General features: G+C 56.5%; 12 protein-coding genes and 1 tRNA gene. 8 read left to right on the forward strand and 5 right to left on the reverse strand.

Going from position 1 to position 17,029, the window contains the following annotated elements; all coding sequences use genetic code 11:
- Positions 1 to 463: 463 nt before the first annotated feature.
- Both QKE19_RS02295 and QKE19_RS02300 read left to right on the forward strand, forming a co-directional pair.
- Positions 464 to 1,240 (forward strand): Ltp family lipoprotein, encoded by a 777-nt coding sequence (locus tag QKE19_RS02295; RefSeq protein WP_347890284.1) that lies wholly within the window; start codon positions 464 to 466, stop codon positions 1,238 to 1,240.
- A gap of 148 nt (positions 1,241 to 1,388) precedes the next feature.
- The gene (locus QKE19_RS02300; RefSeq protein WP_347890285.1) at positions 1,389 to 1,691 is read left to right on the forward strand and encodes a hypothetical protein; all 303 of its coding nucleotides are present in this window, start codon (positions 1,389 to 1,391) and stop codon (positions 1,689 to 1,691) included.
- 275 nt (positions 1,692 to 1,966) lie between these two features.
- Here QKE19_RS02300 and QKE19_RS02305 read toward each other — a convergent pair.
- From QKE19_RS02305 to QKE19_RS02315, 3 genes are all read right to left on the reverse strand, one after another.
- Positions 1,967 to 2,040 (reverse strand) — tRNA-Leu (locus tag QKE19_RS02305).
- Between the two features lie 50 nt (positions 2,041 to 2,090).
- Positions 2,091 to 3,068, reverse strand: a complete 978-nt coding sequence (locus QKE19_RS02310) for a DUF368 domain-containing protein (protein WP_076771965.1) — start codon at positions 3,066 to 3,068, stop codon at positions 2,091 to 2,093.
- Positions 3,069 to 3,275: 207 nt separating this feature from the next.
- A complete protein-coding gene (locus QKE19_RS02315) occupies positions 3,276 to 3,866 on the reverse strand; it encodes a TetR/AcrR family transcriptional regulator (RefSeq protein ID WP_284857881.1) in 591 nt (196 codons plus the stop codon).
- 444 nt (positions 3,867 to 4,310) lie between these two features.
- On the opposite strand from QKE19_RS02315, the gene polA reads away from it, so the two are divergent.
- The 4 genes from polA to coaE all read left to right on the forward strand — a co-directional run bounded on the left by polA (position 4,311) and on the right by coaE (position 10,848).
- On the forward strand, positions 4,311 to 6,956 hold the full coding sequence (polA, locus tag QKE19_RS02320; RefSeq protein ID WP_347890287.1) for a DNA polymerase I: 2,646 nt from the start codon (positions 4,311 to 4,313) through the stop codon (positions 6,954 to 6,956).
- Positions 6,957 to 7,238: 282 nt separating this feature from the next.
- On the forward strand, positions 7,239 to 8,702 hold the full coding sequence (gene rpsA, locus QKE19_RS02325; RefSeq protein ID WP_005510285.1) for a 30S ribosomal protein S1: 1,464 nt from the start codon (positions 7,239 to 7,241) through the stop codon (positions 8,700 to 8,702).
- Between the two features lie 379 nt (positions 8,703 to 9,081).
- The gene (locus QKE19_RS02330; RefSeq protein WP_347890289.1) at positions 9,082 to 10,173 is read left to right on the forward strand and encodes a glutathione S-transferase C-terminal domain-containing protein; all 1,092 of its coding nucleotides are present in this window, start codon (positions 9,082 to 9,084) and stop codon (positions 10,171 to 10,173) included.
- A 33-nt stretch (positions 10,174 to 10,206) separates the two neighbouring features.
- Positions 10,207 to 10,848, forward strand: a complete 642-nt coding sequence (gene coaE, locus QKE19_RS02335; RefSeq protein WP_070437647.1) for a dephospho-CoA kinase — start codon at positions 10,207 to 10,209, stop codon at positions 10,846 to 10,848.
- Here the strand turns inward: coaE and QKE19_RS02340 are convergent.
- Entirely contained in the window at positions 10,781 to 11,995 is a 1,215-nt protein-coding gene (locus QKE19_RS02340; protein ID WP_347890291.1) for an aminotransferase class I/II-fold pyridoxal phosphate-dependent enzyme, read from the reverse strand. The genes coaE and QKE19_RS02340 overlap by 68 nt on opposite strands.
- Before the next feature lie 192 nt (positions 11,996 to 12,187).
- Here QKE19_RS02340 and QKE19_RS02345 point away from each other — a divergent pair, with 192 nt between their 5' ends.
- Positions 12,188 to 13,573, forward strand: a complete 1,386-nt coding sequence (locus QKE19_RS02345; protein ID WP_016422920.1) for an alpha/beta hydrolase-fold protein — start codon at positions 12,188 to 12,190, stop codon at positions 13,571 to 13,573.
- Between the two features lie 92 nt (positions 13,574 to 13,665).
- Positions 13,666 to 16,251 (forward strand): bifunctional lysylphosphatidylglycerol flippase/synthetase MprF, encoded by a 2,586-nt coding sequence (gene mprF, locus QKE19_RS02350; RefSeq protein WP_048732175.1) that lies wholly within the window; start codon positions 13,666 to 13,668, stop codon positions 16,249 to 16,251.
- Here mprF and QKE19_RS02355 read toward each other — a convergent pair.
- Entirely contained in the window at positions 16,244 to 16,951 is a 708-nt protein-coding gene (locus QKE19_RS02355) for a hypothetical protein (RefSeq protein WP_016422918.1), read from the reverse strand. The two genes, mprF and QKE19_RS02355, sit on opposite strands and share 8 nt — an antisense overlap.
- Positions 16,952 to 17,029: the final 78 nt, after the last annotated feature.

Here is a 17,029-nt window from a genome sequence, read left to right on the forward strand (position 1 = left end):
GAGTCCTGCCATGGCATCGTTTGTGTTAAGGGCTACTCAGCTGCGTCGTTTGTGATGAAGGTGTGCATCGAGCTTGCTCGGAAGCATCTTTGTTAGGAAGTGCCTTCGGTGGGGTGTCTATGTGCTGTCGGGTTCCATATGGGCGGCTGTCGTTGGAGGGGCTCCATGCCTTGGCCGCTTTTGGCCTTCTATTGGTTTGGAGAATGTTGGCGATATTATTTGCCGATATTGAGTAAGCGCTGGCCGGGGTTGAAGGTTAGTTTTTAAAGAGATTAACCAGTTCCAAGCCCTGTTCTATGGGGTAGAGGCCTGGTTTTTTCTTACCTTCAGTGGTGCCTTATGGTTCGCGAATCGAAAATATTTGTGTAGTGCGGAAAGTTGAATCCGGAGTTCCTGGGATAGTTCCAACTGACGACAGAGAGCTGTTCGTTTATTGCAACTTCTACGCAGGAGGCTTCTTACGATGTCCGATTCCACTTTCCCCCAGAACCCGCAGAGTCCACAGAACCCGTATGGCTCCCAGAATCCGTATGGCTCCCAGAATCCGTACGGCTCCCAGAATCCGCAGGATTCGCTGGGGCAGCAGTCCTACCAGCACAGCCCGCAGGATCCGCTCGGCCAGCAGCCCTACCCGCAGGGTCCGTCGGCAGCGGGGCAGATGCCTCCGGCTCCGAAAGAAAAGAAGAAGGGTGGCTGCTTCAAATGGGGTGGTATTGCCGCGGGCGCTGTCGTGGTCCTCGCTGTGGCGGCCAGCTTGACTGGTGGCGGTGACACTGAGTCGGGTTCCGATTCTGAAGCTGCATCTCTCTTTGGTTCGGAGACTGCCGTTGCGGCTGATTCTGGGACTGTTGAGAATGCCGATTTCGCTGAGTCTTCCGAGGCAGGTGTAGATGAGCAGCAAGGTCAGACGGGGGAGCAGCAAAAGCAGGATGAGAAGGTTCCGACCGAATACAAGAATGCTCTCCGCAAGGCAGAGATTTACGCGAATCGCATGCACATGTCGAAGGGCGGTATTTATGACCAGCTGACCTCGGAGTATGGCGAGAAATTCTCACCGGAGGCAGCCCAGTATGCGATGGACAATCTCGAAGCGGACTGGAATAAGAACGCACTGGAAAAGGCGAGAATCTACCAGGATTCGATGGCAATGTCCCCGGATGCGGTTTACGAGCAGCTGACGTCGGAATACGGCGAGCAGTTTACTCCGGAGGAAGCTCAGTACGCGGTGGATAACCTGTAGCAGCGGGCTTCGTTTGTTGATGGCGCCAATTGGCCAGAGTCCAGTTGGATGCCTGCTGCAAAAGAACGGCTTCCGCTTCACCAGAATGCATTTGCTGCACACTGAACGGCTGCTGGTGAAGCGGAAACCCTCTTGGCAGTTTTAATGCGTGACCGGGCAGTTGAGCGAGTGTCTGCAGCACAACTTCGGCGCGGTACAATTCGTGCCGTTTATCAACCGCGCCCGCATCGGCGACCGCGGCGGCAAATCAGAAGTAACCGCGACACTGCGCCGCTACGCAGACGCAGCCACCTATCTTGCAGAAGACATCGCTGAGTTTCGAGTCTCCATCACAGAAGAGCAGCGGCAAGCTTTGTTGAGTGGGATTTCCGAGTACGTCGATGGCGATGAAGAAGTTTTCAGAGCATATGCTCGCCTGTTGAAATCAACGGACTCAAAAGCCATGGAGTAGCCACATTCGCGGGGTGCGAGTCCCCGCCATGGCACTGCCTCGTTCACTCAATCGGTAGTGGCGGGGTTTTCTTATGCCCAAAAACAGATTCACCCAGGAGTTAACGCAGGATTCAGCAGGCAATACGTGGCTCTTTTTTGGCTCATTTTTGGTGCAAAATACCCGTGAAAGTACGTGAAAGTGCGTGAAAAAGAGTGAAAGATAGTGAATACTCAGACAAGCAAAAACCCGCCCCCACCAGACTAAAAGCCAGGTGAAAGCGGGTTTTCAAATCGTGCCCCCGGTGAGACTCGAACTCACACTGGACGGGTTTTGAATCCGTTGCCTCTGCCAATTGGGCTACAGGGGCGCAAAGCCGTCGATAAGCGAAAATGCTCTATCGAAGCGACTTTGACTAGTTTAGTCCATCGACCCCGAATTAGAAAAACGGCGCTGCGCATAAGCGACGACGCTGACGATTGCGGCGCCGAGAATGAAGAGCCCGAGGGCGAGTCCCCAGTCGGAGCCGATGCCCTGGAGCTCGTTGTTTTCGGTCTGCCACGGCCAGAGAGCGCGCAGTGAACCGAGCATGAGGCCGGACATGGCGACCAACGTGAGCGCCTGGTGCGTACTCAGCAGCCATTCGAGGAGGCGGATGAACAGGACGATGCCGATCAGCGCGCCGACGAAGAACGTGCCGATGTAGGCGAAGTCACGGTCGTGAATTGCGCCCATGGTCGGTGCGTAGAGTCCGATGACCAGCAGGAAGAAAGAGCCCGAAACGCCCGGCAGAACCAGTGCGCACACGGCAATCGAGGCGGCGATGAGTACGAGCCAGAGAGGCGGCTGCGTCGGTGCGGCCTGTGGCAGGGAAGTAAGCGCGAACAGGGCGATGCTGAAGAACAGGAAGACGGCGATGGCCTTGCCGCGCATGCCCGGCTGACGCAGAGCGCCTGGCGGTAGCTCGTTCAGCGGCATGGTAATCGAGGCGGCGATCATGCCCATGAACAGTGCTCGAGAAGCGACTGGTTGGTTGGTGACGAAGTTCTCCATGACGCCTGCCATGGAGAAGACCACGGCAACCATGCCGATAGCCACCGGGATGAGCAGCCACCAGTCGATTCTGCGAAGGTCCTCCTTGAAGGTGCCCTTCGAAATTGCCCGCGGCAGGTCGGTGATGCGCTTGGCCGATTCAATCAGGCGTCCGTAGATGCCCGTGATCAGCGCAAGAGTGCCGCCGGAGACCCCCGGAATCGTCTCGGCGAGACCAATGAGGCCACCGCGAACTGCGTTGGCGATGACACCCAGCGGGGTCGGCTTCGGGATTTCAGAGTAGGGGCTCGTGGTCGGCAGCGTGGTCGACTCTGCGCCAGGAGCGCTCGTATTTTCAGTAGACATCGCAGGCCATTGTATGTCTTCCACCTGAGAAGAAGCGTATTTCCGTGTGTGTATTAGTGGCTTCGGGGTGCGATTAAGGACACAAAACAAAAAAGCAGCGCCTGGGGTGGCGCTGCTGATTCAGTGAGTTACGCAGGAGTAGTCGGTGGCAGTGGGGGGGCAGTAGACGGTGGGCAGTGGAGCTGCTTTCTTAGCCGTGCTCAGTTCTTAGCCGTGTTCGATGATCTGCTGCAGGCAGCTGCCCAGGGCCTCCACCGAAATCCTCGGCGCGTTGGCCTCATCGATCAGACCAGTATCAGAAAGAACTAGGTATCCGACGCAGAGGGAAATAGCCATCTGGCTGCGGTGCACAGCAGTGTCGTGGCTAACGTCTTCCGGTCCGTCCGCTTCGACGCGGCGAATTAGGTCATCTGCAACAGCTTCATTGAACCGCTCGGCAATGACTTTTGCGGTTTCCTCGGAGTCGAGGGATCCGACAATCAGTGGAATCATGGACTGTCCGGCCATTCCTTGACCAGTCAAAATAGCGCTGGCCATCCGCTGGCCAAGTTCATTGAAGGGAGCTCGGCTGAGTGTGCCTTTGAACTGGCTGAAGTCAATCAGTTCGGCCATGAGACCTTCTTTGGAGCCGAAGTACTTGATGATGAGCGGCGCGCTAACGCCCGCATCGCTGGCAATTTCCTTCAGCGGCACGCTTCGCAAAGGCTTGCGCGCGAAGTGCCGAGCTGCAGCCGCGATGATGCGCTCGCGGGTGGACTGGGCGCTCCGTTGGAAATCGGTCGAATCGAACTCACTCATGCTGAAGAGTCTAAAGCCATGAAAGCGTAACTACGCCAATTGATTTCAGAGGCATGCGCAGGACGTGGTGATATGTTTTCGCGGCCACCTCAAAGAGGGGGTAATTTCTAGGTGCCTCATTTGGGGCAGGTTCCGTGCATGCTGTTGAACAATCGCTGGAAAAGATGGAAAAACTCCAGGAAAATAAGGCGAATATTAAAGTTGGATTACAGCATTTCGGAAACTGAAACCAGGTGCCAAGCGACGCTCGAGAGGCTCACTCTTGCGAATCACTGTTCAGGTGGACTAAGGGGCTGCTGAATCCGTTTCAAAATGCAGCCTGATTACCGTAATTATTGTTCACTGAAGCTGACCGGCCAACAGCTCATCCTCCGCAGCCCGCGATTCCTCAGCGCGCATCTCAGTTTTCCTACGCTGTTCAATATTTTCCTACACTGGGATGTCATGAAGAAGACCCTCATGCTTATCGACGGTCATTCCATGGCCTTCCGCGCGTTCTTTGCCCTTCCGGTGGATAATTTCTCAACCACCGGTGGTCAGACAACGAACGCGGTGTACGGCTTCCTTTCTATGCTGTCCAATATCCTCAGCGAGGAAAAGCCCACGCACGTGGCGGTCGCCTTCGATGTCGCCCGCGAGACCTTCCGCAACGAGATCTTCCCGGAGTATAAGGCTCAGCGTGAGAAGACTCCTGAGGAATTCCGTGGTCAGGTGCCGCTTATTCAGCAGGTGCTGAAAGAGATGGGCATCGTCACGCTGGAAAAGGACAACTACGAGGCCGACGACATTATCGCGACGTTGGCTACCCAAGCCAAGCCTGAGGGCTTCGAAACGCTCATCGTCACTGGTGACCGTGACTCGTTCCAGTTGGTCAACGACACCACGACGGTGCTTTATCCAATGCGCGGCGTCACCACGCTGCATCGCTTCACGCCTGCTGCTATCGAGAAGAAGTACGGTCTGACGCCGACTCAGTACCCGGATTTCGCGGCTCTCCGCGGCGACCCCTCCGACAATCTCCCGGGCATTCCGGGGGTCGGCGAGAAGACCGCGACGAAGTGGATCGTTCAGTACGGCACGCTGGCAAACCTCATCGACCACGCTGACGAAATCCGCGGCAAAGTCGGCGATAACTTCCGCGAGCGCGTCGCAAACGTCCAGCTGAACCGCGACATCACCGAAATGGTCAAGGATCTGCCCTTGCCGTACGGTCCGAACGAGCTCGAGCTCCGTCCCGCCGACGCCCAGGGAATCATCGACTTCTTCGACCGCCTCGAATTCGGCGACAACCTTCGCGAACGCGTCTTCCGCACCCTTTCCATCGAAGGCGCGGGCGTCACTGCCTCCATCAGCGACAGCGCGACAAAGCTCGAGGCTGTTTCGCTTGACGACGGCGCCCTGGCTGCCTGGCTCGATAATCTGCACGAGCCGGCCGCGTTGCAGGTCGGGGAGCACACCCTGATGATTGGCTCCGCCGATGAGAAAAGCAAGACCTCCGGTCAGGCTGTTTCTCTCGACTTGGGCGGGCTTTCCACTGAAGATGCCGACGCACTGCGCGAGTGGCTCGCTGGCGACCATCCGAAGCTGGTGCATGACTCTAAAACGGCCATGCATGCACTCTGGAACTACGACTTCGAGCTGGCCGGGGTCATCCACGACACCTTCCTGGCTGCGTATCTGCTGCGCCCAAGCCAGCGCAGCTACAGCTTGGACAACGTCGTCCAGCGTCACCTGGGCCAGACTCTTTCGCAGGCCGAGGGCCAGATGACCCTGCTCGATGGCCCGGCCGAAGACGCTTCCTATGTCGCCGCCGTCATCGACCTGGCTGAGCGATTGGCTGTCGAACTCGACGAGGCCGGGCTCTACAGTGTGTACGCCGACCTGGAAGTCCCGCTCGCTCCAGTGTTGGGCCGGATGGAACGTGCCGGTATCGCTGTCGATGTTGATGCGCTCGAGGAGCTCCGCAAGCAGGCGCAGGCGGCTACCGATGAGGCGGAGAGTGAGGCTCGCAACCTCGTCGATAAGCCTGAGCTGAATCTCGGATCGCCGAAGCAGTTGCAAGAGGTCCTGTTTGACCAGCTGGGAATGCCCAAGACAAAGAAGACGAAGACGGGCTATTCCACGGCGGCGAAGGAGATTGAGGGGCTGGCGAAGGTCAACCCGCATCCGTTCCTGGATTACCTGCTGAAATTCCGCGAGTCGCAGAAGATGAAGTCGACCGTGGAGGGACTGATTAAGGCTGTCGCTGATGATGGCCGTATTCATACGACTTTTAATCAGACGGTTGCGGCGACGGGGCGTCTGTCGTCGACGGAGCCGAATCTGCAGAACATCCCGGTGCGCACGGAGTTCGGGCGACGGATTCGTGAGGCGTTTGTGGTGGGCGATGGCTATGCGAAGCTAATCACCGCGGACTACTCGCAGATTGAGATGCGCGTGATGGCGCACCTGTCGCAGGATCCGGGGTTGATTGAGGCCTACCGCCAGGGCGAGGACCTGCACAATTACGTCGGCTCGAAGGTCTTCGGCGTCGGCATTGATGAGGTCACGCCCGAGCTGCGTCGTCGTGTGAAGGCGATGAGCTACGGACTGGCTTATGGTCTGAGTGCTTTTGGTCTGGCGCAGCAGCTCGACATTCCGCAGCGCGAGGCGAAGAAGCTCATGGAGGACTACTTCGAGCGCTTCGGCGGCGTGCGCGATTATCTGCACAAGGTTGTTGAGCAGGCGCGTAAGGACGGCTTTACGGCCACGATGTTCGATCGTCGTCGCTACCTGCCGGAACTCAACGCCGACAACCGCATCGCTCGCGATAACGCGGAACGTGCGGCTTTGAACTCGCCGATCCAGGGCTCGGCGGCAGACATTATTAAGATTGCGATGCTCCGGGTCGACGATGCTTTACGACGGGGCGGGCTGCGCTCGCGTGTCCTCCTGCAGGTTCATGACGAACTGGTTGTGGAAGTTGCAGATGGGGAAGAGGGAGCCATCAAGGAGCTGTTGCATCGCGAGATGGACTCGGCAGCTGAATTGTTGGTGCCGTTGGATGTTTCGATCGGTGCTGGTGTGAATTGGGATACTGCTGCACATTAGTGGTGCGAAGGTCGGGCCGTAGTGCTGGTAGGTGGACTTGTCGCGGGCTTGCCGTGGATGTGTTGCGGACTTGAATGTCGCAGCTCAAATCGGTATTGTTCGCTAGGTATGCATTAGCGTGCCGACTTTGCAGCCTCGAGCTCCAGGGACATCGGGTTAACTAATTGCCAATGGCGAGATTCGCCGAAAGCGGATTTGGCCCGGTTGTCCAGGTGTTTCTTTGAGGGGCAAGGCCGAAATTGTCCGTTTTTCGATTTCTATCCGCTTCGGAGCACATCTTATATGTCCACTTCTAACGTCCCTCAGGTTGCCATCAACGACATTGGCACCGCTGAGGATTTCCTGGCCGCTGTCGACTCGACGATGAAGTACTTCAACGATGGTGACATCGTTGAGGGCACCGTCGTTAAGGTTGACCGCGACGAGGTTCTTCTCGACATCGGCTACAAGACTGAAGGTGTCATTCCTTCCCGCGAACTGTCCATCAAGCACGATGTCGACCCTGACGAAGTGGTCGAAGTTGGCGATGAGATCGACGCGCTGGTCCTGACCAAGGAAGACAAGGAAGGCCGCCTCATCCTGTCCAAGAAGCGCGCTCAGTACGAGCGTGCTTGGGGCACCATCGAGCAGCTCAAGGAGAACGACGAGCCGGTTACCGGTACCGTCATCGAGGTCGTCAAGGGCGGCCTGATCCTCGACATCGGCCTGCGCGGCTTCCTGCCGGCTTCCCTCGTCGAGATGCGTCGTGTCCGCGACCTCCAGCCGTACATCGGCCAGGAGATTGAGGCCAAGATCATCGAGCTCGACAAGAACCGCAACAACGTCGTTCTGTCCCGCCGTGCATGGCTCGAGCAGACCCAGTCTGAGGTCCGCTCTGAGTTCCTGCACCAGCTGCAGAAGGGCCAGGTCCGCAAGGGTGTCGTTTCCTCCATCGTCAACTTCGGCGCATTCGTCGATCTCGGCGGTGTTGACGGCCTGGTTCACGTTTCCGAGCTGTCCTGGAAGCACATCGACCACCCGTCCGAGGTTGTCCAGGTTGGCGACGAGGTCACCGTCGAGGTTCTCGAGGTCGACCTGAACCGCGAGCGCGTTTCCCTGTCCCTGAAGGCTACTCAGGAAGATCCGTGGCGCGTCTTCGCCCGCACTCACGCAATCGGCCAGATTGTTCCGGGCAAGGTCACCAAGCTGGTTCCGTTCGGCGCGTTCGTCCGCGTCGAGGAGGGCATCGAGGGCCTGGTTCACATCTCCGAGCTGGCTTCCCGCCACATCGATGTTCCGGACCAGATTGTCTCCGTCGACGAGCAGGTCATGGTCAAGGTCATCGACATCGACCTCGAGCGTCGTCGTATCTCCCTGTCCCTCAAGCAGGCTGACGAGGACTTCACCGAAGAGTTCGACCCGACCAAGTACGGCATGGGCGACTCCTACGACGAGCAGGGCAACTACATCTTCCCGGAGGGCTTCGACCCGGAGACCAACGAGTGGATGGAAGGCTTCGAGACTCAGCGCGCAGAGTGGGAGGCTCGCTACGCGGAGGCAGAGCGTCACCACCAGCTGCACGCTGCCCAGATCGAGCGTCACCGCGCTGCAGCTGCCGAGGCTGCAGAGACCGCTTCGAACTACTCCTCCGAGTCCGGCGAGGCAGCTCCGGCTGCTCCGGCCGCACCGGCTGCAGACAACGCAGGCGGCACCCTGGCTTCCGACGAGCAGCTCGCTGCTCTGCGCGAGAAGCTGGCTGGCAACTAAGCTAGGCCTCTAAGGGGCTTACACGTCCCTTTGAGAAATCGCCCCGGCGAGGTTTTCCTCGCTGGGGCTTTTTCGTGCCTTCTTTGCTTTACGACGGGCACCTGCTCGGCCTTGTTCTTATAGCGGCGGCTTGGGTGCTTGCTGCATCTTTGGTCCGGGTGGTGGGGCTTTGGGCCATGAAGGGGGCACCGCTGTTGCCTAGGGCGGGCTTACGCTTCACCAGAAGTAGTTTGCTGCACAGTAACCGGCTACTGGCGAAGCGCAAGCCGTCCTAATGGCCCTAATGACTCTAATGCCCCGGTGGTCCTGTCGATTTTGGTGGCTCTGGCGGTCTTTACTGCCGTTGACAGCCTATCTTTCTGCCCATATGATTGGTGACATGACAACAAAGAATCAGGCTAATCACGTAGAGGATTCCTCCCACTCCACAGGCGGTGTGTACTCGCAGGAGGGTAAGGACTTTAACCGCGACACCCGCTATATCAACGACCGCATTGTTAAGAACGGTCGCGAGGTAGGCGACGGAATTAAGACGTGGCCCGTTGAAGCCGGTCACTACCGCCTCATCGCAGCTCGCGCGTGCCCATGGGCACACCGCACGCTTATTGTTCGCAGGTTGCTCGGCTTGGAAGATGCAATTTCAGTCGGAATTCCAGGGCCAGTGCACGATGCCCGCTCCTGGACATTCGACAAAGGCCCAGGTGGCCGCGATGAAGTACTCGGCTACGAGCGCCTGCAGGAGGCATTCCTCAAGCGTTTCCCGGACTACCAGCGTGGCATTACTGTTCCGGCCATCGTCGAGATCGAGTCGGGCGAGGTCGTGACCAATGACTTTCCCTGGATCACCTTGGACTTCATTACCGAGTGGACCGAGTTCCACCGCGAAGGCGCCCCGGATCTTTACCCGGTGGAGATGCGCGAGGAAATGGATGAGCTTATGCAGTTCATCTACACCGAGATCAACAACGGCGTCTACCGCTGTGGTTTCGCAGGCTCGCAGGACTCCTACGACAAGGCTTACGACCGGCTGTTCGATGCCCTAGACAAGGTTTCTGAGCGCTTAGAGACCCGCCGTTACCTCATGGGCGACCACATCACTGAGGCCGACATTCGCCTTTACACGACCCTGATCCGCTTCGATGCCGTCTACCACGGCCACTTCAAGTGCAACCGGAGCAAGATTTCCGAGATGCCGGTTCTATACAACTACCTGCGTGATCTCTTCCAGACTCCGGGCTTCGGCGACACCACTGACCTCGTCGATATCAAGCGCCATTACTACGAGGTCCATCGCGACCTCAATCCTTTAGGGATTGTCCCGAAGGGGCCGGAGCTCTCTGACCTGCTCCAGCCGCACGGCCGTGAGGCCCTTGGTAGCAGCCCATTCGGTAACGGCACCGCCCCGGTCCCAGTCAACCCAGATCCCGTTGAAGAGGGTCACCGCATCGAGGATCTCGTCGTAAAGCACTAACGTGCGGGGGCGTGTCCACGTACCCTTAGAGACATGCTCAAAGTAGGATTAACCGGCGGCATGGGCAGTGGGAAATCTACGGTCGCCCGTAGGTTTGCCGAGCTCGGTGCCGTCATCATCGACGCTGATCAGATCGCTCGCGACGTCGTCGAACCCGGGGAACCGACGCTTGCCGAACTCGCCGAAGCTTTCGGCGAGGGCATTTTGCTTGACGACGGCTCCCTCAACCGCGGCGAGCTTGCGAAGCGCGCCTTCGTATCCGCGGAGAAGACGGAGCTGCTGAACTCCATCACCCATCCGCGTATTGAGCAGCGCACCGAAGAGCAGTTCAACGCGGCAGGTGACGCCATCATTGTTTTTGACTCTCCGCTGTTGATTGAAATGGGGCAGTCGGAAGCACAGGACCTCGTCGTAGTTGTGCATACCCCGGTGGAGGTCCGTCTCGACCGTCTGGTGGAAAGCCGCGGTGTAGACCGAGAGGATGCGAAGCAGCGCATCGCTAAGCAAATCAGCGATGATAAGCGCCTGCAGTTCGCCGACGTAGTTCTGGAAAACTCAGGCACCGAGGAGGACCTCGTGCGCCAGGTCGACCGGATTTGGGAGCGGATTATTCAGCCGCTGAATCAGATTCGTCAGCTGCAGGCCGGGCAGCAAGATAATTCCGCAGCCGGGTGATAGCCTTCTCAATCACCTCGGCGCGCTTGCAGAAAGCGAACCGCACCAGGTAGCGGTACTTTTCTGACTCTGGGTCATCCACAAAAGCGGTGACGGGGATGGCTGCGACGCGGCATTCCTTGACCAGGCGGGTGCAGGTCTCCAGGGCGTCGCCAAGCCCCCAGCTCGAGACATCGGCGACGACAAAATACCCTGCCTGCGGCGTGAAGACGTCAGCGCCCAGGCCTTCCAACCCATCGGCGAGGAGCCGCATGTTGTCCTCGAGCTGACCCGCCAGCTCGTCCACCCAAGGGGCACATTCCTGCAGGCCACGGGCGACTGCGGGCTGAAGGGGAGTGGCGCCGACATAGCTCAAGAACTGCTTGGCCTTGACGACACCATCGAGTAGCTCAGTCGGGGCGAGCGCCCAGCCAATCTTCCAGCCAGTGACGTTGAAGGTTTTTGCGGCGCTGGACACGACAATGGTTCGCTCGCGCATGCCGGGCAGAGCGCTGATGGAAGAGTGTGACAATCCGTTGAAGTACAGGCGTTCGTAGACTTCGTCGGCAAGCACGAGCAGATTGTTTCCGATGGCGGCATCGGCGATGGCCTGCAAATCCTCGTCCGTGAGGACGGTGCCGGTGGGGTTGTGCGGAGAATTGATGATGATCATGGCCGTTTTAGCGGTGACGGCATCGGCAAGCGCGCTGCGGTCGAGCGACCAGGAGCGTGCCCTGCCGGAAGCTGCGGGGATGAGCGGCACCGCGGTATATGTGCAGTTAGCCAGTGCGATGGCGGCTTTGTACGAGTCGTAGTACGGCTCGATGACGATGACGTGGCTGCCGGGTTCGAGATGCCCCAAGGTGGTGGCGGCAATCGCCTCCGTGGCACCGACCGTGACGAGGCATTCGGTGTCGGCATCGTAGACCTGCCCCGTGCGGCGGGCGCGATCGGCGACGATAGCCTCGCGGAGCACCTTCATGCCGCGGCCGGGGCCGTACTGGTTGTTTCCTCCAGCTATCTGATGTCGCGCCTCCGCGAGCACCTCCGCCGGCCCATCCCAATCGGGGAAGCCCTGCCCAAGATTGATTGCCTCGTGCTCGGTAGCGAGGCGGGACATGGTGGCGAAGATGGTCTCGCCGAAGGGGCGCAAGCGGGAAACAGTCATGGTTTCACTGTAGGTGGAATCTCATGAGTTCGAAGCATGAAGCTGCAGGATGTGATGGTCGTCAGTCCGCGAAGCTGTGTACACCAGCTTTGGCGTGCCATCTCTGAGCGCTACAAATCGAAGCGACAATTCTAGATAAGAGCTTCAGATATTCTGTGCATTCTCTTCCTTTTAAAAAATAGTCTTTACCGCATGCAAGATTGGTCGTGGTACGCCCTTGAGGCTGCCAAATTGGTACAGCTGCGTGGCAGAGTTCCAGAAATTATCGCAGTTATACTAATGCTGCTGACTCTCGGGTTTCTCCTTTGGCTGGTTGCAAAGGGGAACAGCTCTAGAAAATCGGGACTAATTCAAGTTTGCGCGATTGTAGTGGCTGTCTCTGTGGTGAGCACCATCGGCTGGTATGTGCTTAATAAGGTGTGGCGACCGATCCCGGACTACATCGGTATTGAAGTTTTCGGACCATTCGCATCTGGCTTGTCCGGCATCGTTGCTCTAGTTGTAATTGCGTTTTCCAAGAAGCCTAGGCGCATCATTGCGGGTCTTCTCGTCTGCTCATTATCAGTACTCGGCGCCTATGCCGTTCCCAATATTCACTATGGCACGTATGCAAACTTGGCCCAGGTGCTACGCGGACCAGGCAAAGTGCAGGCTTTTGGCGAGGTAGATGGGCTCGCGCCGGTCGCGGATGTTTATCGTCCCGGTGACAGTGAGTCGGCAAAACAAACATCCTTGGAACAACGGTGGCGGCCACGCCAAGTCGAAAAACTGAGCTCTGATAGCAGCGTTCTCGTGCAAGCAGATATCCCTGCTACTGACTTTTCTCCGCGCTCCTCCATTATCTATGTTCCAGCTGCCTATTTCGCTCGACCTCGTCCTCTGCTGCCTGTGCTTGTACTGATGCCAGGACAGCCGGGTACGTCGAAGGATTGGCTGGTAAACGGCGACCTGAAAAATACTATGGATCGCTTTGCTGAGCAACACAATGGTTTGGCGCCGATTGTGGCGATAGTTGATCAGCTATCTTCGAGCTTCAAGAATCCGCTCTGCTCCGACACTGAAAATGGGGCGGTCGCAACCTATTTGGAACATGACGTACCGGCGTGGTTGGAGCAACATTTCCAAGTAGATACTCGACCGCAGTCGTGGGCAGTAGGTGGATTGTCCAATGGTGGTACCTGCGCGATGCAAGTTCTCAGCCGTAAGGGAGGCCCGTATCGTACCGTGCTGGACATGTCAGGCGAGGAGTTCCCAAATCTGCACAACCTTGAGACGACAATCGAGAAGGGCTTTGGTGGCGACAAGGCCACGTTTGAGGCAAATAATCCGTTATCGATTTTCGCTTCTGGCGAAGACTTCACAGGTTATTCCGCATTCTGTTCCATAGGCGATGAGGAATCTAAAGATGTCATCGAAGGGCTGTGGAAAGTCTGCCGAGCCGGACGGGAACAGGGAATGGACGTCCAAGAGCGCACCTATTCCGGTACGCACGAATGGAAAGTGTGGGATCGCGCGCTTGACGACGAGCTCCCCTGGCTTGCGGAGAAAATGAATCTTATCCGGGCGCAAAGCCACTAGAACACAAGAACACTATTTTTCTCGATGCGGCCATCAAAAGTATGGCTGTCTGGTTTAGATCATCTGCGAAATTAAAGATCGGAGTTAAAGGTATGACGATGCAATCCTTGTACCAGTGGCTTAAGGCGCACGGAAAAATCTTAAAGATTGTTTTCTATATCGCGATAATCTCCATTATCGTGCTTGTGGCTCGTGGCCAGTTTGCCGCCATTTCAGGAAGCCAACTTCGAGAAATTTTTGCTGATACGTCGATGCACGTAAACGCAATCATCATGGTGTTAGGTCTGATTGCGTTCAGTGCGACGGGACTCTACGACTTGGTCGCCTCCAAATATGCCGGTGTGGAGGTGTCGCCACGCGAAGCATTGAAGATTGGCTGGATTGCGCAGGCCTTTAATAATTTCGCCGGATTCGGTGGGCTCACCGGAGGTACAATCCGTGCGAAATACTATACCTGGGCGGGTGCGGACCGAGGTAAGTCCATTGGTGTTTCGGCAAGTGTGTGGGCTGCCAACCTACTCGGGTTATTCGTAATGTTGGCAATAACGTTGCCGTACGCAGTGCATTTCGATGGCTGGTTAATTGTCGTCGCCATAATCTCATGTTTTTATCTGCCGCTGTTTTTCTTAGCGGATAGATTTAAACTTGGCGTAATTGATTTAAGAAAAACGACTTTTGCGCAGATAGGAAAGCGGGAAAAGTGGTATCTTCTCGGCACCTCAGTCGTTGATTGGGCAGCAGCTGGGCTGTTCTTCTGGGTATGCGTTCGGGTGTTCACACCGGAGTTTTCACTCCCGATTGCTATCTTTATTTTTGCAACCGCCACTCTGGCCGGATTGCTATCTTTCCTGCCTGCAGGAGCTGGTAGCTTCGACCTCACAGTGTTTGCGCTGTGCGCCAAAGTTGGCCTCGACACTAACCATATTCTGCTTGGCCTTGTACTGTACCGCGTTTTCTATTACATCGTTCCGTGGCTGCTGGCGGCGGTCTTTTGGGTCTCCGACAGCGTGAAAGAACTCGAGTCCGATTTTCCGCACCGTGTCATGGCTCGGATACTCGCAGTTATCACCGTTTTCTCTAGTCTTTTGCTCTTTGTTTCGGCGCTGACACCTGAAATTGCTTCACGTATTCGGATTATCGAAGAAGTTTTGCCGAGCACTGTCCGGCGTGCATCGCATTTGACAGTGCTGTTTATCGCCGTCATGTTGCTTATCTTGGCTCGCGGAATTAACCAACGAGTCAGACGCTGCTACCAGCTGGTTTTAGTGCTGCTTGGGGTGGCAGCGGTTGCGTGTCTAGTGCGCGGAATCGACTACGAAGAGGCTATTTATCTTGGGGTCTTTGCACTTGCACTATTCGCGTCTCGCAGTGCGTTTGATCGAGATCCACTCCCATTAAAGTGGAGTAGTTTCGTACCAACGGCAGCTCTGGCGATTGCTATTCCAATCGTTCTTTCGAGTTGGCATGCGCTTCGGGTAAATAAGGTGGTCAATGTACCCGCACCATCCCCGCATGCCAATACTCACTGGCCAATGGTTCTTTTCTACGTAATGCTCGCATGTGCTGTGGCAATTGCAGTATTGTTTTCTCGCTGTCGCGCTCCGGAGTTCGAAGCCCCAAACGAAGAGCAGACACGTCGATTCGAGGCCCTGATTGAAAAATGGGGCGGGAATGCTTTTTCGCATCTGTATTACCTAGGCGATAAGCAGGTTTTCTTTACCGTCGATAAGCGAAATGGTGCGGACCGTGCAGCGTTGCTGTACCGCCCCCATGGCACGACCTTGATTGCACTCGGTGATCCATTCGGCGACCCGGATGCCTTCAATCAACTGTTCGCGGACTTTATTGACTATGCGGATACCTTTCAGTGCTCGGTCGCATTCTATGAAGTGGGCGAAGACCATTTGGCTCGATGTGTAAATGAGGGCATGAGCCTGGTCAAACTCGGTGAAGATGCGACGGTTGATATTTCGGGTTTCACCCGAGTCGGTAATAAGGGCAAGACGTTCCGACGTATGTACAACAAGTTAGAAAGCTCTGGTTGTACTTTTGAAATTGCCGAGGCACCGTACAGCCCAGAATTCATTATGGAATTGCGAGACGCATCGCAGGAGTGGCTCGGAAAACGCACGGAAATGAGCTTCTCGCTCGGTTTCTTTGATGAGAATTATCTGTCACGTGCACCGATTGCAGTTGTTCGATCGGCGGATTCAGACCGTGTCGAAGGATTTGCTTCGATAATGCCGCAAGGGCAAAGGGTTGCGTCAGTGGATTTGATGCGCATTCGACCTGATGCTCCAGATGGAGTGATGGATGGCATTTTCGTGAATCTGATGGAATGGGCAAAAGACCGTGGATATACCGAGTTCAACTTTGGTATGGCACCAATGTCGAATACCGGTGCGCGGCCGCATTCCAGGCTCAGCGAAAAAACCATCTATTTGGTGTACAACTACGGAGGCCGGATTTATAACTTCCGCGGGCTGCGTAATTACAAGGAAAAGTTCAAGCCTGTATGGAAGTCTCGATACTTGACCTACACCGATGTGAAATCGTTGCCTGCCATTACCGCAAGTCTGTCGAAACTGATCAATCGGCCAGGGCAGTATTCAGCAATTGCGCTGTCAACGAGTGAAGACGAAATGCCTGCTCCCGAAATGGCAATCAACGCTAATTGATATAAATCCGTGCGTCGTTTCCGCCGCTGCACGCCACGACACCATCGCCCTGCGTGCCGCAGCTGACATCGTAGGTCTGGCCGGTCGCAGGGCTCGTTGCCTGAATATTCGGCTTCAAATTATCGCGAATGTTATCAGCGGTGGCGTTGAGACCGTCGGTCTGCTGATGGAAGACCTCGGTGGTAAACTCACAGCTGGTATTCGGCCCGGCAACGACCAGATTCGTGCGGTAACCATCGCCATACACGTAAACAGTCATCTCCTCGCCCCCGGTAAACGTGGTCCCCGGCGACGAGTTGCTGTAAATGATGTCCCTCATCGCCTGGCCGATGTCTGCATTTTCGCTTGACGACGAAGACGTGGTTTCGGTATCCCCATTGGTTTGTCCACCATTTTGTGATGGGGCCGTCTCGGAAGAATTTGCATCGTCGGAGGTGTCGTCGGAGTTTCCGGCAGCGCCACCGTTATTGCTGCCGCCAGCATCAGAGTTTGAGCCGGTTGGGTTCGGCCTATTCTCTGAGTTTGCGTTTGATGCGTTGCCGTCAGTCTGAGTCATGGTGGCGGTGTCAGCTGCCGATTGGCTAGTTACTGCGCCGTCGTTTTGAGAGCAGGCGGTGAAGGTCAATGCGGTTGTGGCGAGGATACCGGCGATGAGTGCACGTCGTGAAGCAAAGGTGTGGTGGGTGTTCGTAGGCGTCACGCAGTGGGCAGTAGGGAGTTTTCGCACTATGAAAGTAATAACGATTCGATGAGAATCAGGGCGGTATTTCGACCTGTT

Origin of the sequence: Corynebacterium sp. c8Ua_99 (assembly GCF_039907185.1) — a bacterium.
GTDB classification, from domain to species: domain Bacteria; phylum Actinomycetota; class Actinomycetes; order Mycobacteriales; family Mycobacteriaceae; genus Corynebacterium; species Corynebacterium jeikeium_D.